We start from the raw sequence: 17,525 nt of genomic DNA on the forward strand, positions 1-17,525 counted from the left end.
ACGGGGATGACGACGGGGATGACGACGCGGATTCTGATCGTCGACGACCAGGAGGAGATCAGGGCGGGGATCCGGGCGATGCTCCGGCTCGACCCGAGTCTCGTGGTCGTGGGTGATCTCTCCGATGGACTCCAGGTCGTCCCCTTCCTCCGGGACCACCCCGTCGACCTGGTCCTGATGGACATCCGGATGCCGGGCATCGACGGTGTCGAAGCCACCCGCCGGATCCGCAAGGAGCACCCACCCGAAAAGTTGCGGGTGGTCGTGCTGACCACTTTCGACCAGGACGACATCGTCCTCGCCGCCCTTCGCGCGGGCGCCAACGGTTTCCTGAGCAAGACGGTGAGCCCCGCTGAACTGGTCGCCGGAATCACCGAGGTCGTCGGTGGTGGCGGTGCGCTGTCGGCCGCCGCGACGGCCGCGCTCATCGGTCACATGACCGACAGTCCGCCCCCGGTGATCGACCAGGAGCTGCTGCGACGCTTCGACGCTCTGACACCCAGGGAGCGGGACGTGGTCGTCCTCGTCGCGAGCGGTCTCGGCAACGACGAGATCGCGGCCCAGATGTGCGTGTCGCCGTTCACCGTGAAGACGCATGCGGTGCGGGCCATGACGAAGGTCGGCGCACGTGATCGAGCGCAACTCGTGTCGTTCACTTTCCGGGCCGGGCTCTACCCCTGAGCCTGTACATGAACACCCTGAGTCTGTACATGAACAAAAGGTCATTGCATCATACGCAATGACCTTTGCGCATAGTGCTGGTCCTGGGCAGGATGACGCCATGACCTCAGTCCTGGATATCGCGCCCGTCGTCCCCGTGGTCGTCGTCGACGACCCCTCCGACGCCGTACCGCTCGCCCGGGCCCTGGTCGCGGGCGGGCTGCCCGCGATCGAGGTGACGCTGCGGACGCCGGCCGCGCTGGAGGCCATCGGGGCGATAGCGGACGCGGTGCCGGAGGCGGTGGTCGGCGCGGGCACGGTGATCACGCCGGAGCAGGTGTCGCGGGCGGTCGCGGCGGGGGCGCGGTTTCTGGTGAGCCCCGGCTGGACGGACCTGCTGCTGGAGGCCATGCGGGCGTCCGGGGTGCCGTTCCTGCCCGGGGTGTCCACGGCGTCGGAGGTCGTGGCGCTGCTGGAGCGCGGGGTGCGGGAGATGAAGTTCTTCCCGGCCGAGGCGGCGGGCGGCACGGCGTATCTGAAGTCGCTGTACGGGCCGTTGCCGCAGGTCCGGTTCTGTCCGACGGGCGGCATCGGTCCGGCGACGGCACCCGACTATCTCGCGCTGCCCAACGTCGGCTGCGTGGGCGGGAGTTGGATGCTCCCGGCGGACGTGGTGGCGGCGCGGGACTGGGCGCGGGTCGAGGAGCTGGCGCGGGCGGCCGCCGGCCTCAGGAGCTCACGCGCGCAGGTGTGAGGTGTCGTTGAAGAGCCGCACGCTCGCGTTGCCGTCGGTGTAGTACGCCACCGCCGAGAGGGAGGCCGCCGAGAGTTCCATGCGGAACAGGGACTCGGGCGGGGCGCCCAGGGCTAGGCGTACGAACGTCTTGATCGGGGTGACGTGCGAGACGAGGAGGACCGTACGGCCCGCGTAGGCCGCGACCAGCTTGTCGCGGGTGGCGGCGATACGGGTCGCTGTCGCGGCGAAACTCTCGCCGTCGCCGGTGGGACGGGCCTCGGGGTCGGCCAGCCAGGCGTTGAGGTCATCGGGATAGTGCTCGCGGACCTCGCCGAAGGTGAGCCCCTCCCAGGCGCCGAAGTCGGTCTCGCGCAGGCCGTCGTCGACGGTCACGTCGAGGCCGAGGTGGGCGGCGACGATGCCGGCGGTCTCCCGGGTACGGGCGAGCGGGGAGGCCACGATCGCCTGGACGGTGCCGCGCCGGGCGAGGGCGACGCCGACCCGCTCGGCCTGGTCCCGGCCGACGTCGGAGAGGGCCGGGTCGGTGCCGCCGCTGCCGGAGAACCGCTTCTGCGGGGTGAGCGGGGTCTCGCCGTGCCGGAGCAGTACGAAGGTGGCGGGCGCGCCCATGTCGGCGGGGGCCCAGCCGGACGAGGGCGTGGCCACGGTGCGGGCGGCCCTCACATCGGCGTCGGCCTTCGCGGCTCCGCCGCCGAGAGACTCCGCCGCTCCGCGACTGCCGGCCGAAGCGGCAACCTCTCCAGGCAGACCGGACGACCCGGACTCAGCCTCAGCCGCAGCCCGCGCCGCCCTCGCGTCCGCCGCCTCCAGCTCCGCCGTGGAAGCCGTCGCCGACCACCGCTCCCCCCGCTTCCCGGCGTCCATCGCCTCGTTGGCGAGCCGGTCGGCGTGCTTGTTCTGCTCGCGGGGGATCCACTCGTACGTCACCTGAGGCGCCGCGAAGACCCGTGCCGCCTCGAACGCCAGCGGCTTCATGTCGGGGTGCTTGATCCGCCAGCGGCCCGACATCTGCTCGATGACGAGCTTGGAGTCCATGCGGACGTGGATCGTGGCCGCCGGGTCCAGGTCGTACGCGGCGCGCAGGCCGGCCACCAGACCCCGGTACTCGGCGACGTTGTTCGAGGCGACGCCGATGTACTCGGCCACTTCGGCCAGCGTCTGTCCGGTCGCCGCGTCGATGACGACCGCTCCGTAGCCCGCGGGCCCGGGGTTGCCCCGTGACCCGCCGTCGGCCTCGACGATGAACTCCCGCACGACCAAAGCCCCTTACAGACCCGACTCCGCCGTACGCACCAGGATCCGGCGGCAGTTCTCGCAGCGGACCACGGTGTCCGGCGCCGCCCGGCGGATCTCGTTCAGCTCGGTGATGGCGAGCTCCTGGCGGCAGCCCTGGCAGGTGCGCTGGTACAGCTTGGCCGCGCCGATGCCGCCCTGCTGCTCACGCAGCTTGTCGTAGAGCTTGAGCAGGTCGGCCGGGACGGCGCTCGCGATGACCTCGCGCTCCTTCGTCACGGTGGCCACCTCGCCGTCGATCTCCTCGAACGCGGCGTCCCGCCGGGCGGTCGCGTCGTCGACCTTCCCCTGGACGGCGCCGACCCGCTCGGTCAGCTCGGCGACCCGCTCCTGCGCGGACTCGCGGCGCTCCATGACCTCCAGGACGACGTCCTCCAGGTCGCCCTGCCGCTTGGCGAGGGAGGCGATCTCGTGCTGGAGGTTCTCCAGGTCCTTCGGGGAGGTGATGGCACCGGAGTCCAGGCGCTGCTGGTCGCGGGTGGCGCGCTGGCGCACCTGGTCCACGTCCTGCTCGGCCTTGGTCTGCTCGCGGGCGGTGTCGCTCTCCTCGGTCTGCGCGGCCACGAGCAGGTCGCGCAGCTGGGTGTGGTCCTTGGTCAGCGACTCGATCTCGGCGTGCTCGGGCAGCGACCTGCGCCGGTGCGCGAGCTGCTGGAGGCGGACGTCGAGGGCCTGGACGTCGAGGAGGCGGATCTGGTCGGCGGGCGCGGCGTTCAGTTGGGGGCTCCAGATGTATCGGTGACGGAGGATGCCGCGTGGGCGGTCCAGGGGTCGGTGACCGTCTTCGAGACGTGGACGCGCAGGTCCCATCCGTTGCGGTCGGAGATCTCGTCGAGCTGGGTGGCGGCCAGCTCGCACCAGGGCCACTCGGTGGCCCAGTGCGCCGCGTCGAGCAGCGCGAGAGGACTGTGCGCCACGGCCTCGGACGCCGGGTGGTGGCGGAGGTCCGCGGTGAGGAAGGCGTCGACGCCGGCCGCCCGGACCTGGTCGAAGAGGCTGTCGCCGGAGCCGCCGCTGACGGCGATCGTGCGGACCGTCGCCTCGGGGTCGCCGGCCACGCGGATGCCCTGCGCGGTGGCGGGGAGGCGCTCGGCGGCCTTCCGGGCCAGCTCACGCACGGTCACCGGGTGGTCGAGCTCGCAGATACGGCCCAGCCCCCGGCGGCCCTCCGGATCACTCGCGTCCGGCACCAGCGGCCGTACGACACGCAGGTCCAGGGCCCCGGCCAGCGCGTCGCTGACTCCCGGGTCGGCGGTGTCGGCGTTGGTGTGCGCCACGTGCAGGGCGATGTCGTTCTTGATCAGCGTGTGCACGACCCGGCCCTTGAAGGTGGAGGCCGCGACGGTCGTCGTACCGCGCAGATAGAGCGGGTGGTGGGTGACCAGCAGGTCGGCGCCCAGCTTCACCGCCTCGTCCACGATCTCCTGGACCGGGTCGACGGCGAACAGGACCCGCGTGACCTCCTGGTCGGGGTCGCCCACGACGGTGCCGACCGCGTCCCAGGACTCGGCCCGCTCGGCGGGCCACAGGTTCTCCAGCGCGGCGATGACTTCAGACAGACGGGGCACAGGGGAAAGGCTACCTGGCGCCTCTTCGCGCCTGAACCCGTACCGTCCTCCTCCCCGCCCAGCACAACCACCCTCGTCACCTCAGGAGAATCGTTCCTCGGCCACCCCTTCGTGTGAAGCGGAACCTCGCCGATCCCACGCCCGTGCGTACGAAAACTAGCTTCGTGACCGGAGGTGACCGGACCATGACGGCCTGTGCGATCGAGCCTGCGGCGGAGCATGAGGACGACGACGCGCCTCGGGCGGGATGCAGCATCACGGCGGACGGTTCCTACGCCGCCCGTCTCGCGCCGGCAGGCGACTGCTGGTTCCCGGAGCGCTGGACCCTGGACGGCCCCGAGCCGTACGCCGTGCCACTGCCCGCCCACCAGCCGGAGGAGCCCGGCACCGAGGTGCAGCCCATGGGCGACGGGCGGGTCCTGATCTGCCGTCCGACCGACGGACGGCACCTGTTCTCGCTGCTGTATCCGACCGGCCCCGGCACCGGTGAGCTGCCGCTGGGCGCGGTGCGCTGCTCGGACGACCAGACCCGGCTGCGGCTGCTGCCTCCGGCACCCGGCGGCGACAAGGCGTACGCCCTCGCGGTGGGCCGGCGCTCCAGCGCGGTGTGGCTGGTGGCCGGGGGCGCCTTCGGACCGGAGCGGCTCGCGGAGGTCCCGGGGCGCTGTTCGGGCGGGGTGTGGCTGGACCGGGGCGGGCGGATGCTGGCGCTGGACCGGGAGTCCGGGGGCCGTACGAAGGCCGTCGTCGTCGATCTGGAGCGGGGCGGCGAGGTGTCGCCGCTGCTGCAGATCACCGAGGACAGCGACGACCGCCTGCCGCTCGCCGACCGGGACAGCGGACTCCTGCTGATCCGGTCGGACGCCCCCTCGCCGGGCCGGGAACGGTTGGGCTGGGGCGTACTGGGCAGCACCCTGCCGGTCCGTTTCCCGGAGTGCCTGCGGATGCCCGACTGCGAGGTGACCCCGTTCGCGATCCAGCCCGGTCAGGTACTGACCCCGGAGGCCTGCGCGGTGGCACTGCGCATCGACGGCCCGGTCGGCACCTGGATCGGAGTCTGGAGCCCGGCCGACCGCCAGGTACACCATCTCCCGGCACCCGAGGGGTGGTTGGCGGGGGCGGGGTGGTGGACGCGGGAACGTGCCCTGCAACTGCCGTACGCGACGCAGGAGGTGGGGTGCGGCGTGGTCAGCTGGGAAACGCCGCTCAGGGAGACGCCCCCCAGGGGCGCGGGGAACTGCGCGACCAGCCCCCACGGCGCCGCACCCGGCCACCAACAGGACCCGGCACCCACAGAACCCCCCTCGCCCCCCACGCGGATGCGTCCCGTGCCGCTACAGCAAGCCCCATTAGGCGGTCTTGTAACGAAGTAGTGGCGGTTGGCGTGGGCGCCTGGATTCGCCCCGTGGTGATCCGGTTAAACTCGCCCGGCTGTAAGAAAGATCATGTTGACGGGGTGAGTTTTCCGATGAGTAACGCCAGCACGACCCAGCCGGGGCCGGCCGACGTTCACGACGTTCAGAAGGCCGCCGGTCACGGCAGGCACCGGGGTCCGGTGTCCGCCCAGGACGGCGAGACGGCCCCCCGCGGCCGTCACCGCAAGCCGGTCGAGGAGACCGAGACGGCCGCCTGACGCCACACGCGAGCAACGGCACACGGCCCTGTCCCTCACAAGGGGGCAGGGCCGTCGCCGTACTCACTCCCGGCTCACTCCCGTTTCAGCCCCAGTACCTCCGCCGCCGCGAACGTCTCCCCCGGCGGCCGCCGCGCGTAGTGCGGACCGAGTACGGCGTCCAACTCGTCGTAGGTGAACGTCTCCTGCTTGCTGTCGAACTTCGCCCGTACCTGTGGCCGGTCGACGACCGCCACCATGCCGCCGTGGACGACGAGCAGCTGCCCGTTGATCCGGGCGGCGGCCGGTGAGGCCAGGTAGCCGACGAGCGGGGCGACGTGCTCGGGCCCGAGCGGGTCCAGGCCGTCCTGCGGGCGGGCGAGGCCCGCGAAGACGTCCTCGGTCATCCGGGTGCGGGCGCGCGGGCAGATGGCGTTGGCGGTGACGCCGTACTTGGCGAGGGCGAGGGCGGTGGAGGTGGTGAGTCCGACGATGCCGCCCTTCGCGGCGGCGTAGTTGGGCTGCCCGGCCGATCCTGCCAGGAACGCCTCCGAGGAGGTGTTCACGATCCGCCCGTAGACCTGGCCGCCCGCCGACTTGGACCGCTCGCGCCAGTGCGCGGAGGCGAAGTGCGTGGTGTTGAAGTGGCCCTTGAGATGGACACGGATCACCGCGTCCCACTCCTGCTCGGTCATGGAGAAGACCATGCGGTCGCGCAGGATGCCCGCGTTGTTGACGAGGATGTCCAGTTTCCCGAACTCGTCGATCGCCAAGTGCACGAGTTCCCCGGCCTGTTGGAAGTCGGCGACGTCACCGGTGTGGGCGAGTGCCTTGCCGCCCGCCCGGCGTATCTCGGCGGCGACCTGCTCGGCGGGGGCGGCGGAGGCCTCGCCGGAACCGTCCCGGCCGGGCTGTCCGTAGTCGTTGACGACGACGGCCGCGCCGAGCCGGGCCAGCTCCAGGGCCTCGGCCCGGCCGAGTCCGCGACCGGCGCCGGTGACGATCGCCGACAGTCCCTCAAGTGGGAGTGACATCAACGTCCCTTCGCAGCGGGGGTGTTCGGGTCGGGCTTCGCGGGAGGGGTTTCGCGGTCGGGCTCCGCGGGCGGGATTCAGATCTCGATGCACGTACGCAGCGCCGTGCCCGTCCGCATCTGGTCCAGGGCCTCGTTGATCTCGGTCAGCGGCACCCGGTGGGTGATCAGGCCGGCGAGGTCGATGCGGCCCGCGCGCCACAGCGCGATCGTCCGCTCGTAGGAGCGCAGTACGTCTCCGCCGCCGTACATGGACGGCAGGATCCGCTTCTCGTCGAAGAACAGCTCGAACATGTTGAGCTGGAGGAAGTCGTCCATGGCGCCCGCGCCGACGACGACGAGCGTGCCACCGCGCCGGGTGTTCTCGTACGCGGTCCGGGCGGTGGCGGACCTGCCGACGACCTCGAAGACGTAGTCGAAGCCCTCGCCGGCTGTGACCTGCTGCTTGGCGTCGGCCAGGCCGTCCGGGGAGACGGCCTTCGTGGCGCCGAACCTGAGCGCGGACTCGCGGCGCGAGGCGACCGGGTCGACGGCGACTATCTCGGCGGCGCCCTTGAGCCGGGCGCCCTGGATCGCGGAGATGCCGACGCCGCCGCAGCCGATGACGGCGACCGACGAACCGGCTTCCACATCGGCGGTGTTGAGCGCGGCACCGAGCCCGGTCGTCACCCCGCAGCCGATGAGGGCGGCGATGTCGAAGGGCACGTCGTCGGGGATCGGCACCGCGCAGCCGGCGTCGACCACGACCTCCTCGGCGAAGGTGCCGGTGCCGGCGAAGCCGAAGACGTCCCCGGTGGGGCGCTTGAAGTTGGAGGTGCCGGCGTTCATGAACCCGGCCAGGCACAGCTCGGTCTGGCCGCGCTTGCAGGCGGGACAGGCACCGCAGGCCGGCAGCCAGCAGACGACGACCCGGTCGCCGGGCTTCAGATGACGGACGCCCTCCCCGACTTCGAGGATCTCGCCGGCGCCCTCGTGACCGGGGACGAAGGGCGCGGGCTGGGGCAGTACGCCGTTCATCGCGGACAGGTCCGAGTGGCACAGCCCGGTGGCCCGCACCCGGACCCTCACCCGGCCGGGCCCGAAGCCCACCGCCTCGACGTCGTCGAGGACCTCCAGCTTGTCCTGGCCGGTCTCGTGCAGTACGGCTGCGCGCATGGTGCGGGCTCCCCTCGTGCGGCGTTCTGGTCTCAGGTCTGTTCGACGTCGGGAGTGCTCGGTGTCAGGTGTGTTCGACGACGGTGTCGGCGAGGACGGGCGCGTCCTCCCGCTCGACGGCGCTGACGGCGACCCGTACGGCACCCTCCTGCCGCCACATGCGGATGCGCAGGGTCTCGCCGGGGTACACGACGCCGGCGAACCGGGTGACGTAGGACCGCACCCGGGTCACGTCGCCGCCCAGCAGCGTGTCGACGACGGCCTTGAGGGTGATGCCGTAGGTGCACAGCCCGTGCAGGATGGGCCGTTCGAACCCGGCGACCTTGGCGAACTCGGGGTCGGCGTGCAGCGGGTTCCAGTCGCCGGAGAGGCGGTAGAGCAGGGCCTGGTCCTCGCGGATCGGCCGCTCGACGGTCCGGTCGGGCTCGCCGGTCGGGGCGTCGAGGCGGGCGGACGGCCCCCGGTCGCCTCCCCACCCGCCTTCCCCCCGTACGAAGATCTGGGCGTCGTTGGTCCACAACGGGCCCTCGGTGTCGGCGACTTCGGTCCGCAGGACCAGGACGGCCGCCTTGCCCTTGTCGTACACGGCGGCGATGCGGTGGGTGGCGGTGGCGGTGCCCGTCGCCGGGAGGGGCCGGTGGACGGTGAGCGACTGGCCGCCGTGCAGGACGCGGGCGAGGTCGACCTCGATGCCCGGCATGGACAGTCCGCTGATCACTCCGGGCGAGCCGGAGCCGGCGACGGTGGCGAAGCTGGGCAGGACGTGCAGTCGGGACTCCAGGGTGTAGCGCAGCTCGTCGGGGTCGGTGGCCGGGACGCCCGCGCCGATGCCGAGGTGGTAGAGCTGGACGTCCTTGGAGTTCCAGGAGATCTCGCCGGTCCGCGGTTCGGCGGCGAGTGCCTTGGCTGCGTCGATGGGCATACGGCTCCTGACAGTGGCTTCGGTCAAGACCCCGGTACGGCCGTCCGCACCGTCGGCCGCACCGAGGTCGTCGCGGGCCGATCTAGAACGCGTTCCAGTCCGGCGACCTCTGTATAGCCGAGCGCAGCGCAGTTGTGAAGGCTCCTGACGGGGTGTCAGGTCTCTGGGTGTCAGGTCCGCCCGCCCGGTTCCCCCGGTCCGGCGCACCCATGACATTTGTCCTGCCGGAGTGCGGACAACCGCCCCTGCCGGGCACGGCCCTCGATCCGTAGCGTCGCAGGCATGACACTGAGGACGGAACCGAGGATGGGGCCGGGGACGAATCCGGAGACAGACCCAGGGACTGCACCGAAGGCGGAACCGGCGAGCGGGGGGCGGGACATGTCCTGGATACGCAAGGTGTCGTGCGCGCCGACCCCCCTACGGGCCGGACGGCTCCCGGACACCCCGGGCCCGCACCCCACCGGCTTCGCCCTGCTGCCATGGCTGCTGCTCGGGATGGGCTCCTTCTCCAACCTCTTCCAGGACCGGACCCCCAACCCCTGGATCGGCGGCCTGGGCCTGCTCACCTTCAACTCGCTCTACATCTACATAGCGACCCGCGCCTTCGTGAAGGAGAAGCGCGAGGCCCGTTCCACGCGGGTCGCGCTGGCCGCGCTGGCGGCGGTGACCTGCGCGCTCGGCATGGGCTACGGCGGTTCCTGGCTGCTGTTCTTCCCTCTGCTCGGGCTGGCCACGGGGGCGGCCGTACGGATGCCGCGGCTGCGTTGGGCGGGGGCCGCGGTGACCGTGCTCTCGGGGGTGACGGCGTTCGTACGGGACGGCTGGGGCGGCCTCGACATCGCGTACGCCACCTGGATCTCGACGATCGTGACGGCGGCGATCCTCTCCCTGTCCGAGGCGGTACGGGAACTGCGGGCCGCCCGCGAGGAACTGGCGCGGCGCGCGGTCGAGGAGGAACGTCTGCGCTTCTCCCGCGATCTGCATGATCTGCTCGGTCACACCCTCTCGGTGATCGTGGTCAAGTCGGAGGCGGCGCGGCGGCTGGCGTCCCGCGACGTGGACGCCGCGCTGGCCCAGGTCGTCGACATCGAGTCCGTCGGCCGGCAGGCGCTCACGGAGATCCGGGAGGCGGTGACGGGCTATCGGAACGGGAGCCTGGCGACGGAGCTGGACCGCGCGAGCTCGGCCCTGTCGGCGGCCGGCGTGACTCCTCGCATCACCCGGTCAGGCGCTCCGCTCGCGCCGCGCACCGAGGCCCTGCTGGGCTGGGTGGTGCGCGAGGCGGTCACCAACGTCGTACGGCACAGCGACGCGTCCCACTGCGAGATCACCGTCTCCGGCACCCCGGAACGAGCCCACCTCACCGTCACCGACGACGGCACCGGCACACCCGTCACCACCTCCCGTGAGGGCATCGGCGGCACCGGCCTGAGGGGCCTGACGGAACGCCTCGCCGCGGCGGGCGGCACGCTGACGGCGGGGCCGGGGCCGCGACGCGGGTTCGTGGTGAGGGCGGAACTGCCGGTGGAGGCATCAGAGTTGAGGGACGTACGCTCACCTCTCAGCCCGTCCGGCGTTTGAGGACGAGGCCCGAAGGGCCGACAGCGGGGGTCTGGGGGCGGCAGCCCCCAGGGACGGGACGGGTAGGGGCGGCGAGGGCGACCACCAGTCCCGTGGCGAACGGACACGCACGCCAGGCTTCGCGGAGCGCCCCGCGTCCTACTCTTGGGCCGTGAACGAGATGCCCCGGGATCACCGCCCCACCAAGTCCATCCGGATCCTGCTCGCCGAGGACCAGGGCATGATGCGCGGCGCTCTCGCCTTACTGCTCGGGATGGAGCCGGACATCGAGGTCGTGGCCCAGGTCTCGACCGGGGACAAGATCGTGGACGCCGCTCTCGTCCACCGCCCGGACGTAGCCCTCCTCGACATCGAACTCCCCGCCCGCAGCGGCCTGGACGCCGCGGCCGAGCTGCGCGACCAGGTCCCCGACTGCCGGGTGCTGATCCTGACGACGTTCGGCCGCCCCGGCTATCTGCGCCGGGCCATGGAGGCCGGCGCCGCCGGTTTCCTGGTCAAGGACGGCCCCGTGGAGGAACTCGCCGCAGCCGTCCGCCGCGTACTGACCGGCGAGACGGTCATCGACCCGGCCCTCGCCGCGGCCGCGCTCAGCGCCGGCCCCAACCCGCTCACCGCCCGCGAGTGCGACGTCCTCAACGCCTCCACGGACGGCGCGACGGTCGCCGACATCGCGACCAGGCTCCACCTGTCCGAGTCCACGGTCCGCAACTACCTCTCCTCCGCCATCGGCAAGACGGGCACCCGCAACCGCATGGAGGCACTGCGGGAGGCACGTCAGCAGGGGTGGCTGTGACCTGGGACGCGATCCGCCCGGGCCTCTTCCTTCGTCTTCCTTCGTCTTACTTTGTCACCGCCACCGACTTGAACTCCGTCCCCTCTGGGGCCACGCACACGAACCAGCTCACCGGCAAGCCGCTCACCCCGCGGATCAGGGGGTTGTCGCTGCCCAGGCGGACCTGTCCCGAAGAGTCGCGTCCGGCGCCCATCGCCTCCCACACCGTGGGCACCTCGGTGGTCGAACCGTCCTTCCATGTGCAGGTGACCTGCTGAGCGGTACTGGCGACCTGGCCGACGACCAGCCGGTTCGGGCCCTGCGCGCCGGGGGCCACGGGCATCGCGGCGGCCTCGACGTCCCGGCCGGACAGGTTGTCCTCGCTGGTGAACGTGTCCTCGATCACCACCTGTTCCTTGCCCGAGTCGCCGTACTCGCGCAGCACGAAGTACGAGGCCTTGCCGACGAGTCCGGAGGCGTCGCGCACATCCACCGGGGTCTGTCCGAAGTTCCGCATCGCGGCGAGTTCGACGGACGCCTCGCGCTTGTCGCGCGGTGCCCGCCAGACGTCGATGAGGACTCGCCACTTCTTGCCGTGGTCCGTCCCGCTCGCGAGCAGGGTCCGCGAGGGCGTGCTCACGTCCGGCGCGGGCGGCGCGGTGGGCGGGCTGGTCGCCACCGAGGTGCCTCGGGTCCCGTCTCCGCCCGGCATCCCGGCCACCGCCAGCGTCCCGGCCGAGCCCGCCAGGGCCAGGGCCGTCGCCGTGGCCACCGCCCAGCGGCGGGCCTTGCGGCGGCGGCCGCCGCGGAGCACCGCGTCGTAGGGGGCTATACCGATCTCGACCTCGTCCGCGGCGTCGGCCAGCAGGCCGGCGATGTCCGAGTTGGTCCTGTCGTGGCTCGTCATGCCGTGGTTCGTCTCCCGGTTCGCGCTCATCGGCTCCGCCCTCCCTGCGTGACCATCTCCGCCAGTCCCGGTATGGCGCGGAGTTTCGCGATGCCCTTGGCCGCGTTGCTCTTCACCGCGCCGATGGAACAGCCCATCGCCTCCGCCGTCTGTGTCTCGGTCAGGTCCTCCCAGTAGCGCAGGACGACTGCTTCCCGCTGCCGTGTCGGCAGTTGGGTCAGCGCCGCCATCAGGGCGCTGCGGTCGTCGGCCTGGGCGATGCGGTCGCCGCTGTCCGGCACCTCGCGGGCCAGCCCCGAGTCGTCCTTCGGCGCCAGGAACTCCCGGAGCCGTCGTCGGTGTTTGCGTGCGTGCGCGTTGATCATCACGCGCCGTACATAGGCTTCCGGGTCGTCGGCCGACCCGACCTTGCGCCAGGCCACATAGACCTGCTCCAGCGTCGACTGCACCAGATCCTCCGCGGCGTGCTGCTCCCCCGTGAGGAGAAATGCCGTCCGCAGCAGGCGTGGCCAGCGGCCGATGACAAAGCTCTGGAACTCCGAGTCCCGAGCCGCCTTGCGATCCCCCATGGGCACCTCCTTGATGAACAAAGGAGTCCATGAGGCCCCCGGACCGTTGCCTGCGAACGCCCGCCAGTTTTCGCCCGGGCCACAAAGGCCCCTGTTCGCCTCACGCAGCGCAGCCACGTCGCACGCAGCCCCGGCGGCTCAGGACCCAGCGCAGCCCCGGTGGCTCAGGACGCAGCCGTCCGCCTCGGCAGCCACACCAGCATCAGCACCACTCCCCCGACCAGCACCCCCGCCCCCACCCGGAACGCCAGGGCGTACCCCTCCGTCAGCGCCTCCGGCGTCGCGGAGCCGTCCGTGCGGGCCGCTGCCAGGGTGGAGAGGATGGCCAGGCCCAGGGAACCGCCCATCGTGCGGGAGGTGTTGACCAGGCCCGACACCAGCCCGGCCTCCCCGGGCTCCGCCCCGGACGTGGCCAGCGCCGCGAGCGGGGTCGCTGCGAGGCCCGCGCCCAGCATCATCAGGATGCCCGGCACCATGATCGAGGTGACGTATCCGCCCGTCACGCTCAGCGTCGACTGCCAGCCGAAGCCGACGACGGCCACGAGCGTGCCGGTGACCGCCACGTTGCGGGTGCCGAGCCACGGCATGAGGCGGGGCGCGAGCTTGGAGCCGAGGAGCACGGCGAGCGAGCTCGGCACGAGTGCCAGGCCGGCCTCCAGCGGGGTGTAGCCGAGGACGTTCTGGGCGTACAGCGTCATGAAGTACCACATGCAGAACATGGCCGAACCGGACAGCAGCATCGCCACGTTCGCCGACGACACCGCCCGTACCCGGAACAGCCCGAGCGGCATCAGCGGGGCCGCCGTACGCGCCTCCACGAGGACGAAGACGCCGATCAGGGCGAGTCCGGCGAGCAGCGGCACGACCGTGGCCGTCGCCGTCCAGCCCGATGCCTCCGTCTGCGAGATGCCGTACGCGAGCGTCGCCAGCCCCGCCGTCACCAGCACCGCGCCCGGCAGGTCCAGCCGCCGACCGTCCCCGGCCCGGCTCTCCGCGAGCCACAGCAGGGCACCGGCCAGCACGACCGCGCCGACCGGCACGTTGATCAGCAGCACCCAGCGCCATGACAGAACGTCCACCAGCACCCCGCCGACGAGTCCGCCCGCCGCGCCGCCGCCCGCGCCGACAGCCGTCCAGGTGCCTATGGCCCGTGCCCGCGCCGCCCCTTCCGGCACCGCCGCCGTGACGATCGTCAGCGTCGAGGGCGCCAGCACCGCCGCGCCCAGCCCCTGCACGGCCCGCGCGAGCAGCAGCTGCCAGTCCTGCTGGGCCAGCCCGCCGGCCAGCGAGGCCAGGGTGAACACGGCGAGCCCGACGAGGAACATCCGCTTGCGCCCGTACAGGTCCCCGGCCCGCCCGCCGAGCAGCATGAACCCGGCGAAGGCGATGGCGTACGCGTTCACGACCCACTGCAGGCCCTGCGCGCTCAGCGCCAGGTCGGCCCGCATCGAGGGCAGCGCCACGTTCACGACGGACACGTCGAGCACGACCAGGAACTGTCCGGCACACGCGAGCGCCACCACCAGCCAGGCGGGGGGCGCGGTACGGCGGGACGGGCGAGTGGTGGCGTCAGCGGCTCTGAGCATGAGTGTCATGCTCTCAACGACCGACGCTCCTGGCATCAGGACCGACATCAGGAATTGGGCCTAGGCCCGCTCCTCGACGGACCTAGGCCCGCTCCTCGAAATGATCCGGGCCGGGCCTGTTCTCCCAAGAGAAGGTCAAGAAATCGTTAGCTGGCCAAAGCATCGGAATAGTTGCCCAGGCACACCGGGTTGGTCCCTCACATGACACAAACGACGAACGACCAGCCCACCGGCAGAGCGACCGGCCCCCTCGTCCCGGTCCTCGCCTTCGCGGGCATCGTTGTCGCGGTAATGCAGACCCTGCTCGTCCCGGTCATCAAGGACCTGCCCCAGCTGCTGAGCACGACGCCCAGCAACGCCACCTGGGTCCTGACCTCCACCCTGCTCTCCGGCGCCGTCGCCACCCCGATCATGGGCCGCCTCGGCGACCTCTACGGCAAGCGGCGGATGCTGATATCCAGCCTCGCCGTGATGGTGATCGGCGCGCTGGTCAGCGCGCTCACCAGCGATCTCATCCCCATGATCGCCGGCCGTACCCTCCAGGGCTTCGCGATGGGCGCGATCCCCCTCGGCATCGGCCTGATGCGCGACATGCTGCCCCGCGAGAAGCTCGGCTCGGCGATGGCCCTGATGAGCTCCTCGATCGGCGTGGGCGGCGGCCTCGCCCTGCCCGCCGCGGCCCTGGTCGCCCAGAACGCCGACTGGCACGCCCTCTACTACGGCGCCGCCGGCCTCGGCATCCTCTCCATCGCCCTCACCCTCCTCGTCGTACCGGAGTCCAAGGTCCGCGCGGAAGGCACCTTCGACCTCCTCGGCGCGCTCGGCCTCTCCGCCGGCCTCGTCCTCTTCCTCCTGCCGATCACCAAGGGCAGCGACTGGGGCTGGGCCTCGGGCACCACGCTCGGCCTGTTCGCCGCGTCGGTCGTGGTCCTCCTCCTCTGGGGCACCTACGAGCTGCGCACCAAGGCGCCCCTGGTCGACCTGCGCACCACGGCCCGCCCGGCCGTCCTCTTCACCAACCTCGCCTCGATCATGGTGGGGGTCTCGTTCTACGTCGTCTCCCTCGTCCTCCCCCAGCTGCTCCAGCTCCCGAAGGAGACCGGCTACGGCCTCGGGCAGTCGATGGTCGTCGCGGGCCTCCTGGTCGCCCCGCTCGGCCTGACGATGATGTTCACGGCCCCCGTCTACGCCCGGCTCTCCGCCAAGTACGGCCCCAAGACCACCCTCATCCTCGGCCTGCTGATCATCGCGATCGGCTACGGCGCCGGCCTCGGCCTGATGAGCGCCCCCTGGCAGAGCCTGGTCATCTCGGTGGTCCTCGGCGCGGGCATCGGCCTCGCGTACTCCTCCCTCCCCGCCCTCATCGTCGGCGCGGTCCCGGCCTCGGAGACCGGCGCGGCGAACGGCCTCAACACGCTGATGCGCTCCATCGGTACGTCGGTCTCCAGCGCCGTGATCGGCATGGTGCTGGCGAACACCGCGAACGACGTCGGCGGCGTGGAGATCCCGACGATGCACGGCTTCCGCGTCTCCTTCCTGATCGCGACGGCCGCGGTCGTGGTGGGCCTGGCGCTGGCCCTCTTCCTCCCGAAGCAGCGCCCCGCCTCCGCCCACCCCCAGCTGCGCGCCAGCAGCGAGGAGGATGCCAACCTGGAGCGTGCGGAGGAGGCCCTGCGCGGCTTCCGTGGCCGCGTCCTGGACGCCGAGGGCGCTCCGGTCGCCCGTGCCAAGGTCACTCTGATCGACCGGCGGGGGCGCCAGGCCGGCGCGACGCTCTCCGAGGATGACGGCAGTTATGCGCTCACCGTCCCTGCGCAGGGTGCGTACGTCCTGGCGGCGCGGGCCGAGGGCCACGGGCCGCTCGCGTCTTCGGCGACGCATGCGGGCGATGACAGCGCGGTGGATGTGGATCTGGCGTTGCCTGGTGCGAGTGTGACTGCGTAGCGCCCAAGGGGGTGCCGCGATGTGTTGTCTGGCGGCTGCGGGTGCGTCTTGGCTTGTCGCGCAGTTCCCCGCGCCCCTTGGGGTGGGCTGGCGCACCCCCCGTCGAGAGTTGACAGGGGTGTGGTGCACCATGGGCGCCCAAACGCTCGTACGACTGGAGGGACCCCATGGCCGCCCCCGCCCCCAAACCCGAGATCCTGGCCGCGTTCGAGGCGGCGAAGGGGTTCATGCCGGTGGACGAGGGGCTGGCCCTGTACGGGGCGGCCGTCGAGGCGGGGCGTCTCGGGCTGCCCCTCCTGGAGGTCGGCACCTACTGCGGCCGGTCCACGGTCCTGCTCGCCGACGCCGCCCGCGAGGCCGGGGTGACGGCTCTCACCGTCGATCACCACCGCGGCAGCGAGGAGCAGCAGCCGGGCTGGGAGTACCACGACCCGGAGACGGTCGACCCGGAGATCGGCCTGATGGACACGCTGCCGACGTTCCGCCGCACGCTGCACGGGGCCGGCCTGGAGGAGCACGTCATCGCCCTGGTCGGCCGTTCCCCGCAGGTCGCGAAGGTCTGGGGCACCCCGCTCGGCCTGGTCTTCATCGACGGCGGCCACACCGACGAACACGCCAGCGCCGACTACGAGGGCTGGGCCCCGCACGTCGCCGAGGGCGGCCTGCTCGTCATCCACGACGTCTTCCCGGACCCGGTGGACGAGTTCACGGGTCAGGCCCCGTACCGCGTGTACCTGCGGGCGCTGGAGTCCGGGGCGTTCAGGGAGGTGTCGGTCACGGACTCGCTGCGCGTGCTGCGGCGGACGGGGGCGGGGATCTGAACTCCCTGAACTCCCGTCCTGGCCGATCGCGCCTTCCCCGCCCAAGCCGTGGTCGGACCGTAAGGTGGCAGGCGTGTCGTACGTAGGCCCGGACTTCGATCCTCCCCAGCCCCGCCGCAGCCGCGGCCGAACCCTGACCGTCGCGGTCGCCGCCCTGGTGCCGGGGGCGCTGCTCGGCTGGGTGATGTACGAGGCCGTGGGCAGCCCCGGCGGCGACGGCGGCGGCTCCGGCAACGCGGCCGTACGTCCGTCCTCCGCGACACCCTCGGACACGGCGCCGACGATCTCCGCCACGAACGACGACAAGCCCCCGGGCCCCACCCCCACCGCGGAGTCCACCAC

At 72.0% G+C, this 17,525-nt stretch carries 17 protein-coding genes and 1 pseudogene; 9 read left to right on the plus strand and 9 right to left on the minus strand.

Annotated features, from left to right (window positions below):
- Positions 1–18 precede the first annotated feature (18 nt).
- Positions 19–681 carry a response regulator transcription factor gene (locus L0P92_RS09915; protein ID WP_234762175.1) on the plus strand — a complete coding sequence of 221 codons (663 nt, stop codon included), beginning with the start codon at positions 19–21 and terminating at the stop codon, positions 679–681.
- 100 nt (positions 682–781) lie between these two features.
- Positions 782–1,414 carry a bifunctional 4-hydroxy-2-oxoglutarate aldolase/2-dehydro-3-deoxy-phosphogluconate aldolase gene (eda, locus tag L0P92_RS09920; RefSeq protein WP_234762162.1) on the plus strand — a complete coding sequence of 211 codons (633 nt, stop codon included), beginning with the start codon at positions 782–784 and terminating at the stop codon, positions 1,412–1,414.
- Here eda and L0P92_RS09925 read toward each other — a convergent pair.
- From L0P92_RS09925 to L0P92_RS09935, 3 genes are read right to left on the minus strand one after another with little or no spacing between them, the layout of a single operon-like run.
- The gene (locus L0P92_RS09925; RefSeq protein WP_234762163.1) at positions 1,397–2,671 is read right to left on the minus strand and encodes a bifunctional RNase H/acid phosphatase; all 1,275 of its coding nucleotides are present in this window, start codon (positions 2,669–2,671) and stop codon (positions 1,397–1,399) included. The two genes, eda and L0P92_RS09925, sit on opposite strands and share 18 nt — an antisense overlap.
- Before the next feature lie 12 nt (positions 2,672–2,683).
- Complete coding sequence (locus L0P92_RS09930) at positions 2,684–3,427, minus strand: zinc ribbon domain-containing protein (RefSeq protein WP_234762176.1); 744 nt, start codon at positions 3,425–3,427, stop codon at positions 2,684–2,686.
- On the minus strand, positions 3,424–4,278 hold the full coding sequence (locus L0P92_RS09935) for a Nif3-like dinuclear metal center hexameric protein (RefSeq protein WP_234762164.1): 855 nt from the start codon (positions 4,276–4,278) through the stop codon (positions 3,424–3,426). Before L0P92_RS09935 ends, L0P92_RS09930 begins: the two co-directional genes overlap by 4 nt.
- 185 nt (positions 4,279–4,463) lie before the next feature.
- Here L0P92_RS09935 and L0P92_RS09940 point away from each other — a divergent pair, with 185 nt between their 5' ends.
- Positions 4,464–5,651: a hypothetical protein gene (locus L0P92_RS09940; protein ID WP_234762165.1), complete on the plus strand. Its 1,188-nt coding sequence runs from the start codon at positions 4,464–4,466 to the stop codon at positions 5,649–5,651.
- 95 nt (positions 5,652–5,746) lie between these two features.
- Positions 5,747–5,911: a hypothetical protein gene (locus tag L0P92_RS09945; RefSeq protein WP_167366203.1), complete on the plus strand. Its 165-nt coding sequence runs from the start codon at positions 5,747–5,749 to the stop codon at positions 5,909–5,911.
- Positions 5,912–5,985: 74 nt separating this feature from the next.
- Here L0P92_RS09945 and L0P92_RS09950 read toward each other — a convergent pair whose 3' ends face one another.
- The 3 genes from L0P92_RS09950 to chsH3 form a co-directional block, all read right to left on the minus strand.
- Positions 5,986–6,924, minus strand: coding sequence for a 3-oxoacyl-ACP reductase (locus L0P92_RS09950; protein WP_234762166.1), 939 nt, complete (start codon positions 6,922–6,924; stop codon positions 5,986–5,988).
- Between the two features lie 77 nt (positions 6,925–7,001).
- Positions 7,002–8,078 (minus strand): Zn-dependent alcohol dehydrogenase, encoded by a 1,077-nt coding sequence (locus L0P92_RS09955; protein ID WP_234762167.1) that lies wholly within the window; start codon positions 8,076–8,078, stop codon positions 7,002–7,004.
- A gap of 64 nt (positions 8,079–8,142) precedes the next feature.
- Positions 8,143–9,000: an enoyl-CoA hydratase ChsH3 gene (gene chsH3 / locus L0P92_RS09960; protein WP_234762168.1), complete on the minus strand. Its 858-nt coding sequence runs from the start codon at positions 8,998–9,000 to the stop codon at positions 8,143–8,145.
- A 381-nt stretch (positions 9,001–9,381) separates the two neighbouring features.
- Here chsH3 and L0P92_RS09965 point away from each other — a divergent pair, with 381 nt between their 5' ends.
- Positions 9,382–10,584, plus strand: a complete 1,203-nt coding sequence (locus tag L0P92_RS09965; RefSeq protein ID WP_234762169.1) for a sensor histidine kinase — start codon at positions 9,382–9,384, stop codon at positions 10,582–10,584.
- A 160-nt stretch (positions 10,585–10,744) separates the two neighbouring features.
- Positions 10,745–11,377, plus strand: a complete 633-nt coding sequence (locus L0P92_RS09970; protein WP_234762177.1) for a response regulator transcription factor — start codon at positions 10,745–10,747, stop codon at positions 11,375–11,377.
- 46 nt (positions 11,378–11,423) lie between these two features.
- On the opposite strand, the gene L0P92_RS09975 is transcribed toward L0P92_RS09970, so the two are convergent.
- The 3 genes from L0P92_RS09975 to L0P92_RS09985 all read right to left on the minus strand — a co-directional run bounded on the left by L0P92_RS09975 (position 11,424) and on the right by L0P92_RS09985 (position 14,427).
- Positions 11,424–12,293: a hypothetical protein gene (locus L0P92_RS09975; RefSeq protein ID WP_234762170.1), complete on the minus strand. Its 870-nt coding sequence runs from the start codon at positions 12,291–12,293 to the stop codon at positions 11,424–11,426.
- Positions 12,290–12,832, minus strand: a complete 543-nt coding sequence (locus L0P92_RS09980; RefSeq protein ID WP_234762171.1) for a SigE family RNA polymerase sigma factor — start codon at positions 12,830–12,832, stop codon at positions 12,290–12,292. Before L0P92_RS09980 ends, L0P92_RS09975 begins: the two co-directional genes overlap by 4 nt.
- A gap of 164 nt (positions 12,833–12,996) precedes the next feature.
- Complete coding sequence (locus L0P92_RS09985) at positions 12,997–14,427, minus strand: DHA2 family efflux MFS transporter permease subunit (RefSeq protein WP_234762172.1); 1,431 nt, start codon at positions 14,425–14,427, stop codon at positions 12,997–12,999.
- Positions 14,428–14,619: 192 nt separating this feature from the next.
- On the opposite strand from L0P92_RS09985, the gene L0P92_RS09990 reads away from it, so the two are divergent.
- From L0P92_RS09990 to L0P92_RS10000, 3 genes and pseudogenes are all read left to right on the plus strand, one after another.
- Positions 14,620–16,362 carry an MFS transporter gene (locus L0P92_RS09990; RefSeq protein WP_234762173.1) on the plus strand — a complete coding sequence of 581 codons (1,743 nt, stop codon included), beginning with the start codon at positions 14,620–14,622 and terminating at the stop codon, positions 16,360–16,362.
- Positions 16,363–16,529: 167 nt separating this feature from the next.
- Positions 16,530–17,183: a class I SAM-dependent methyltransferase gene (locus tag L0P92_RS09995; RefSeq protein ID WP_234762174.1), complete on the plus strand. Its 654-nt coding sequence runs from the start codon at positions 16,530–16,532 to the stop codon at positions 17,181–17,183.
- Between the two features lie 73 nt (positions 17,184–17,256).
- Positions 17,257–17,525, plus strand: a pseudogene (locus L0P92_RS10000) (N-acetylmuramoyl-L-alanine amidase); the annotation flags it as partial.

This window comes from Streptomyces muensis (genome assembly GCF_021474425.1).
Taxonomy (GTDB): domain Bacteria; phylum Actinomycetota; class Actinomycetes; order Streptomycetales; family Streptomycetaceae; genus Streptomyces; species Streptomyces muensis.

Coding starts and splice junctions, on each gene's coding strand:
- L0P92_RS09915 (WP_234762175.1), top strand. CDS start 19: ATGACGACGCGGATTCTGATCGTCGACGACCAGGAGGAGATCAGGGCG.
- eda (WP_234762162.1), top strand. CDS start 782: ATGACCTCAGTCCTGGATATCGCGCCCGTCGTCCCCGTGGTCGTCGTC.
- L0P92_RS09940 (WP_234762165.1), top strand. CDS start 4,464: ATGACGGCCTGTGCGATCGAGCCTGCGGCGGAGCATGAGGACGACGAC.
- L0P92_RS09945 (WP_167366203.1), top strand. CDS start 5,747: ATGAGTAACGCCAGCACGACCCAGCCGGGGCCGGCCGACGTTCACGAC.
- L0P92_RS09950 (WP_234762166.1), bottom strand. CDS start 6,924: ATGTCACTCCCACTTGAGGGACTGTCGGCGATCGTCACCGGCGCCGGT.
- L0P92_RS09955 (WP_234762167.1), bottom strand. CDS start 8,078: ATGCGCGCAGCCGTACTGCACGAGACCGGCCAGGACAAGCTGGAGGTC.
- chsH3 (WP_234762168.1), bottom strand. CDS start 9,000: ATGCCCATCGACGCAGCCAAGGCACTCGCCGCCGAACCGCGGACCGGC.
- L0P92_RS09965 (WP_234762169.1), top strand. CDS start 9,382: ATGTCCTGGATACGCAAGGTGTCGTGCGCGCCGACCCCCCTACGGGCC.
- L0P92_RS09970 (WP_234762177.1), top strand. CDS start 10,745: ATGCCCCGGGATCACCGCCCCACCAAGTCCATCCGGATCCTGCTCGCC.
- L0P92_RS09975 (WP_234762170.1), bottom strand. CDS start 12,293: ATGAGCGCGAACCGGGAGACGAACCACGGCATGACGAGCCACGACAGG.
- L0P92_RS09980 (WP_234762171.1), bottom strand. CDS start 12,832: ATGGGGGATCGCAAGGCGGCTCGGGACTCGGAGTTCCAGAGCTTTGTC.
- L0P92_RS09985 (WP_234762172.1), bottom strand. CDS start 14,427: ATGACACTCATGCTCAGAGCCGCTGACGCCACCACTCGCCCGTCCCGC.
- L0P92_RS09990 (WP_234762173.1), top strand. CDS start 14,620: ATGACACAAACGACGAACGACCAGCCCACCGGCAGAGCGACCGGCCCC.
- L0P92_RS09995 (WP_234762174.1), top strand. CDS start 16,530: ATGGCCGCCCCCGCCCCCAAACCCGAGATCCTGGCCGCGTTCGAGGCG.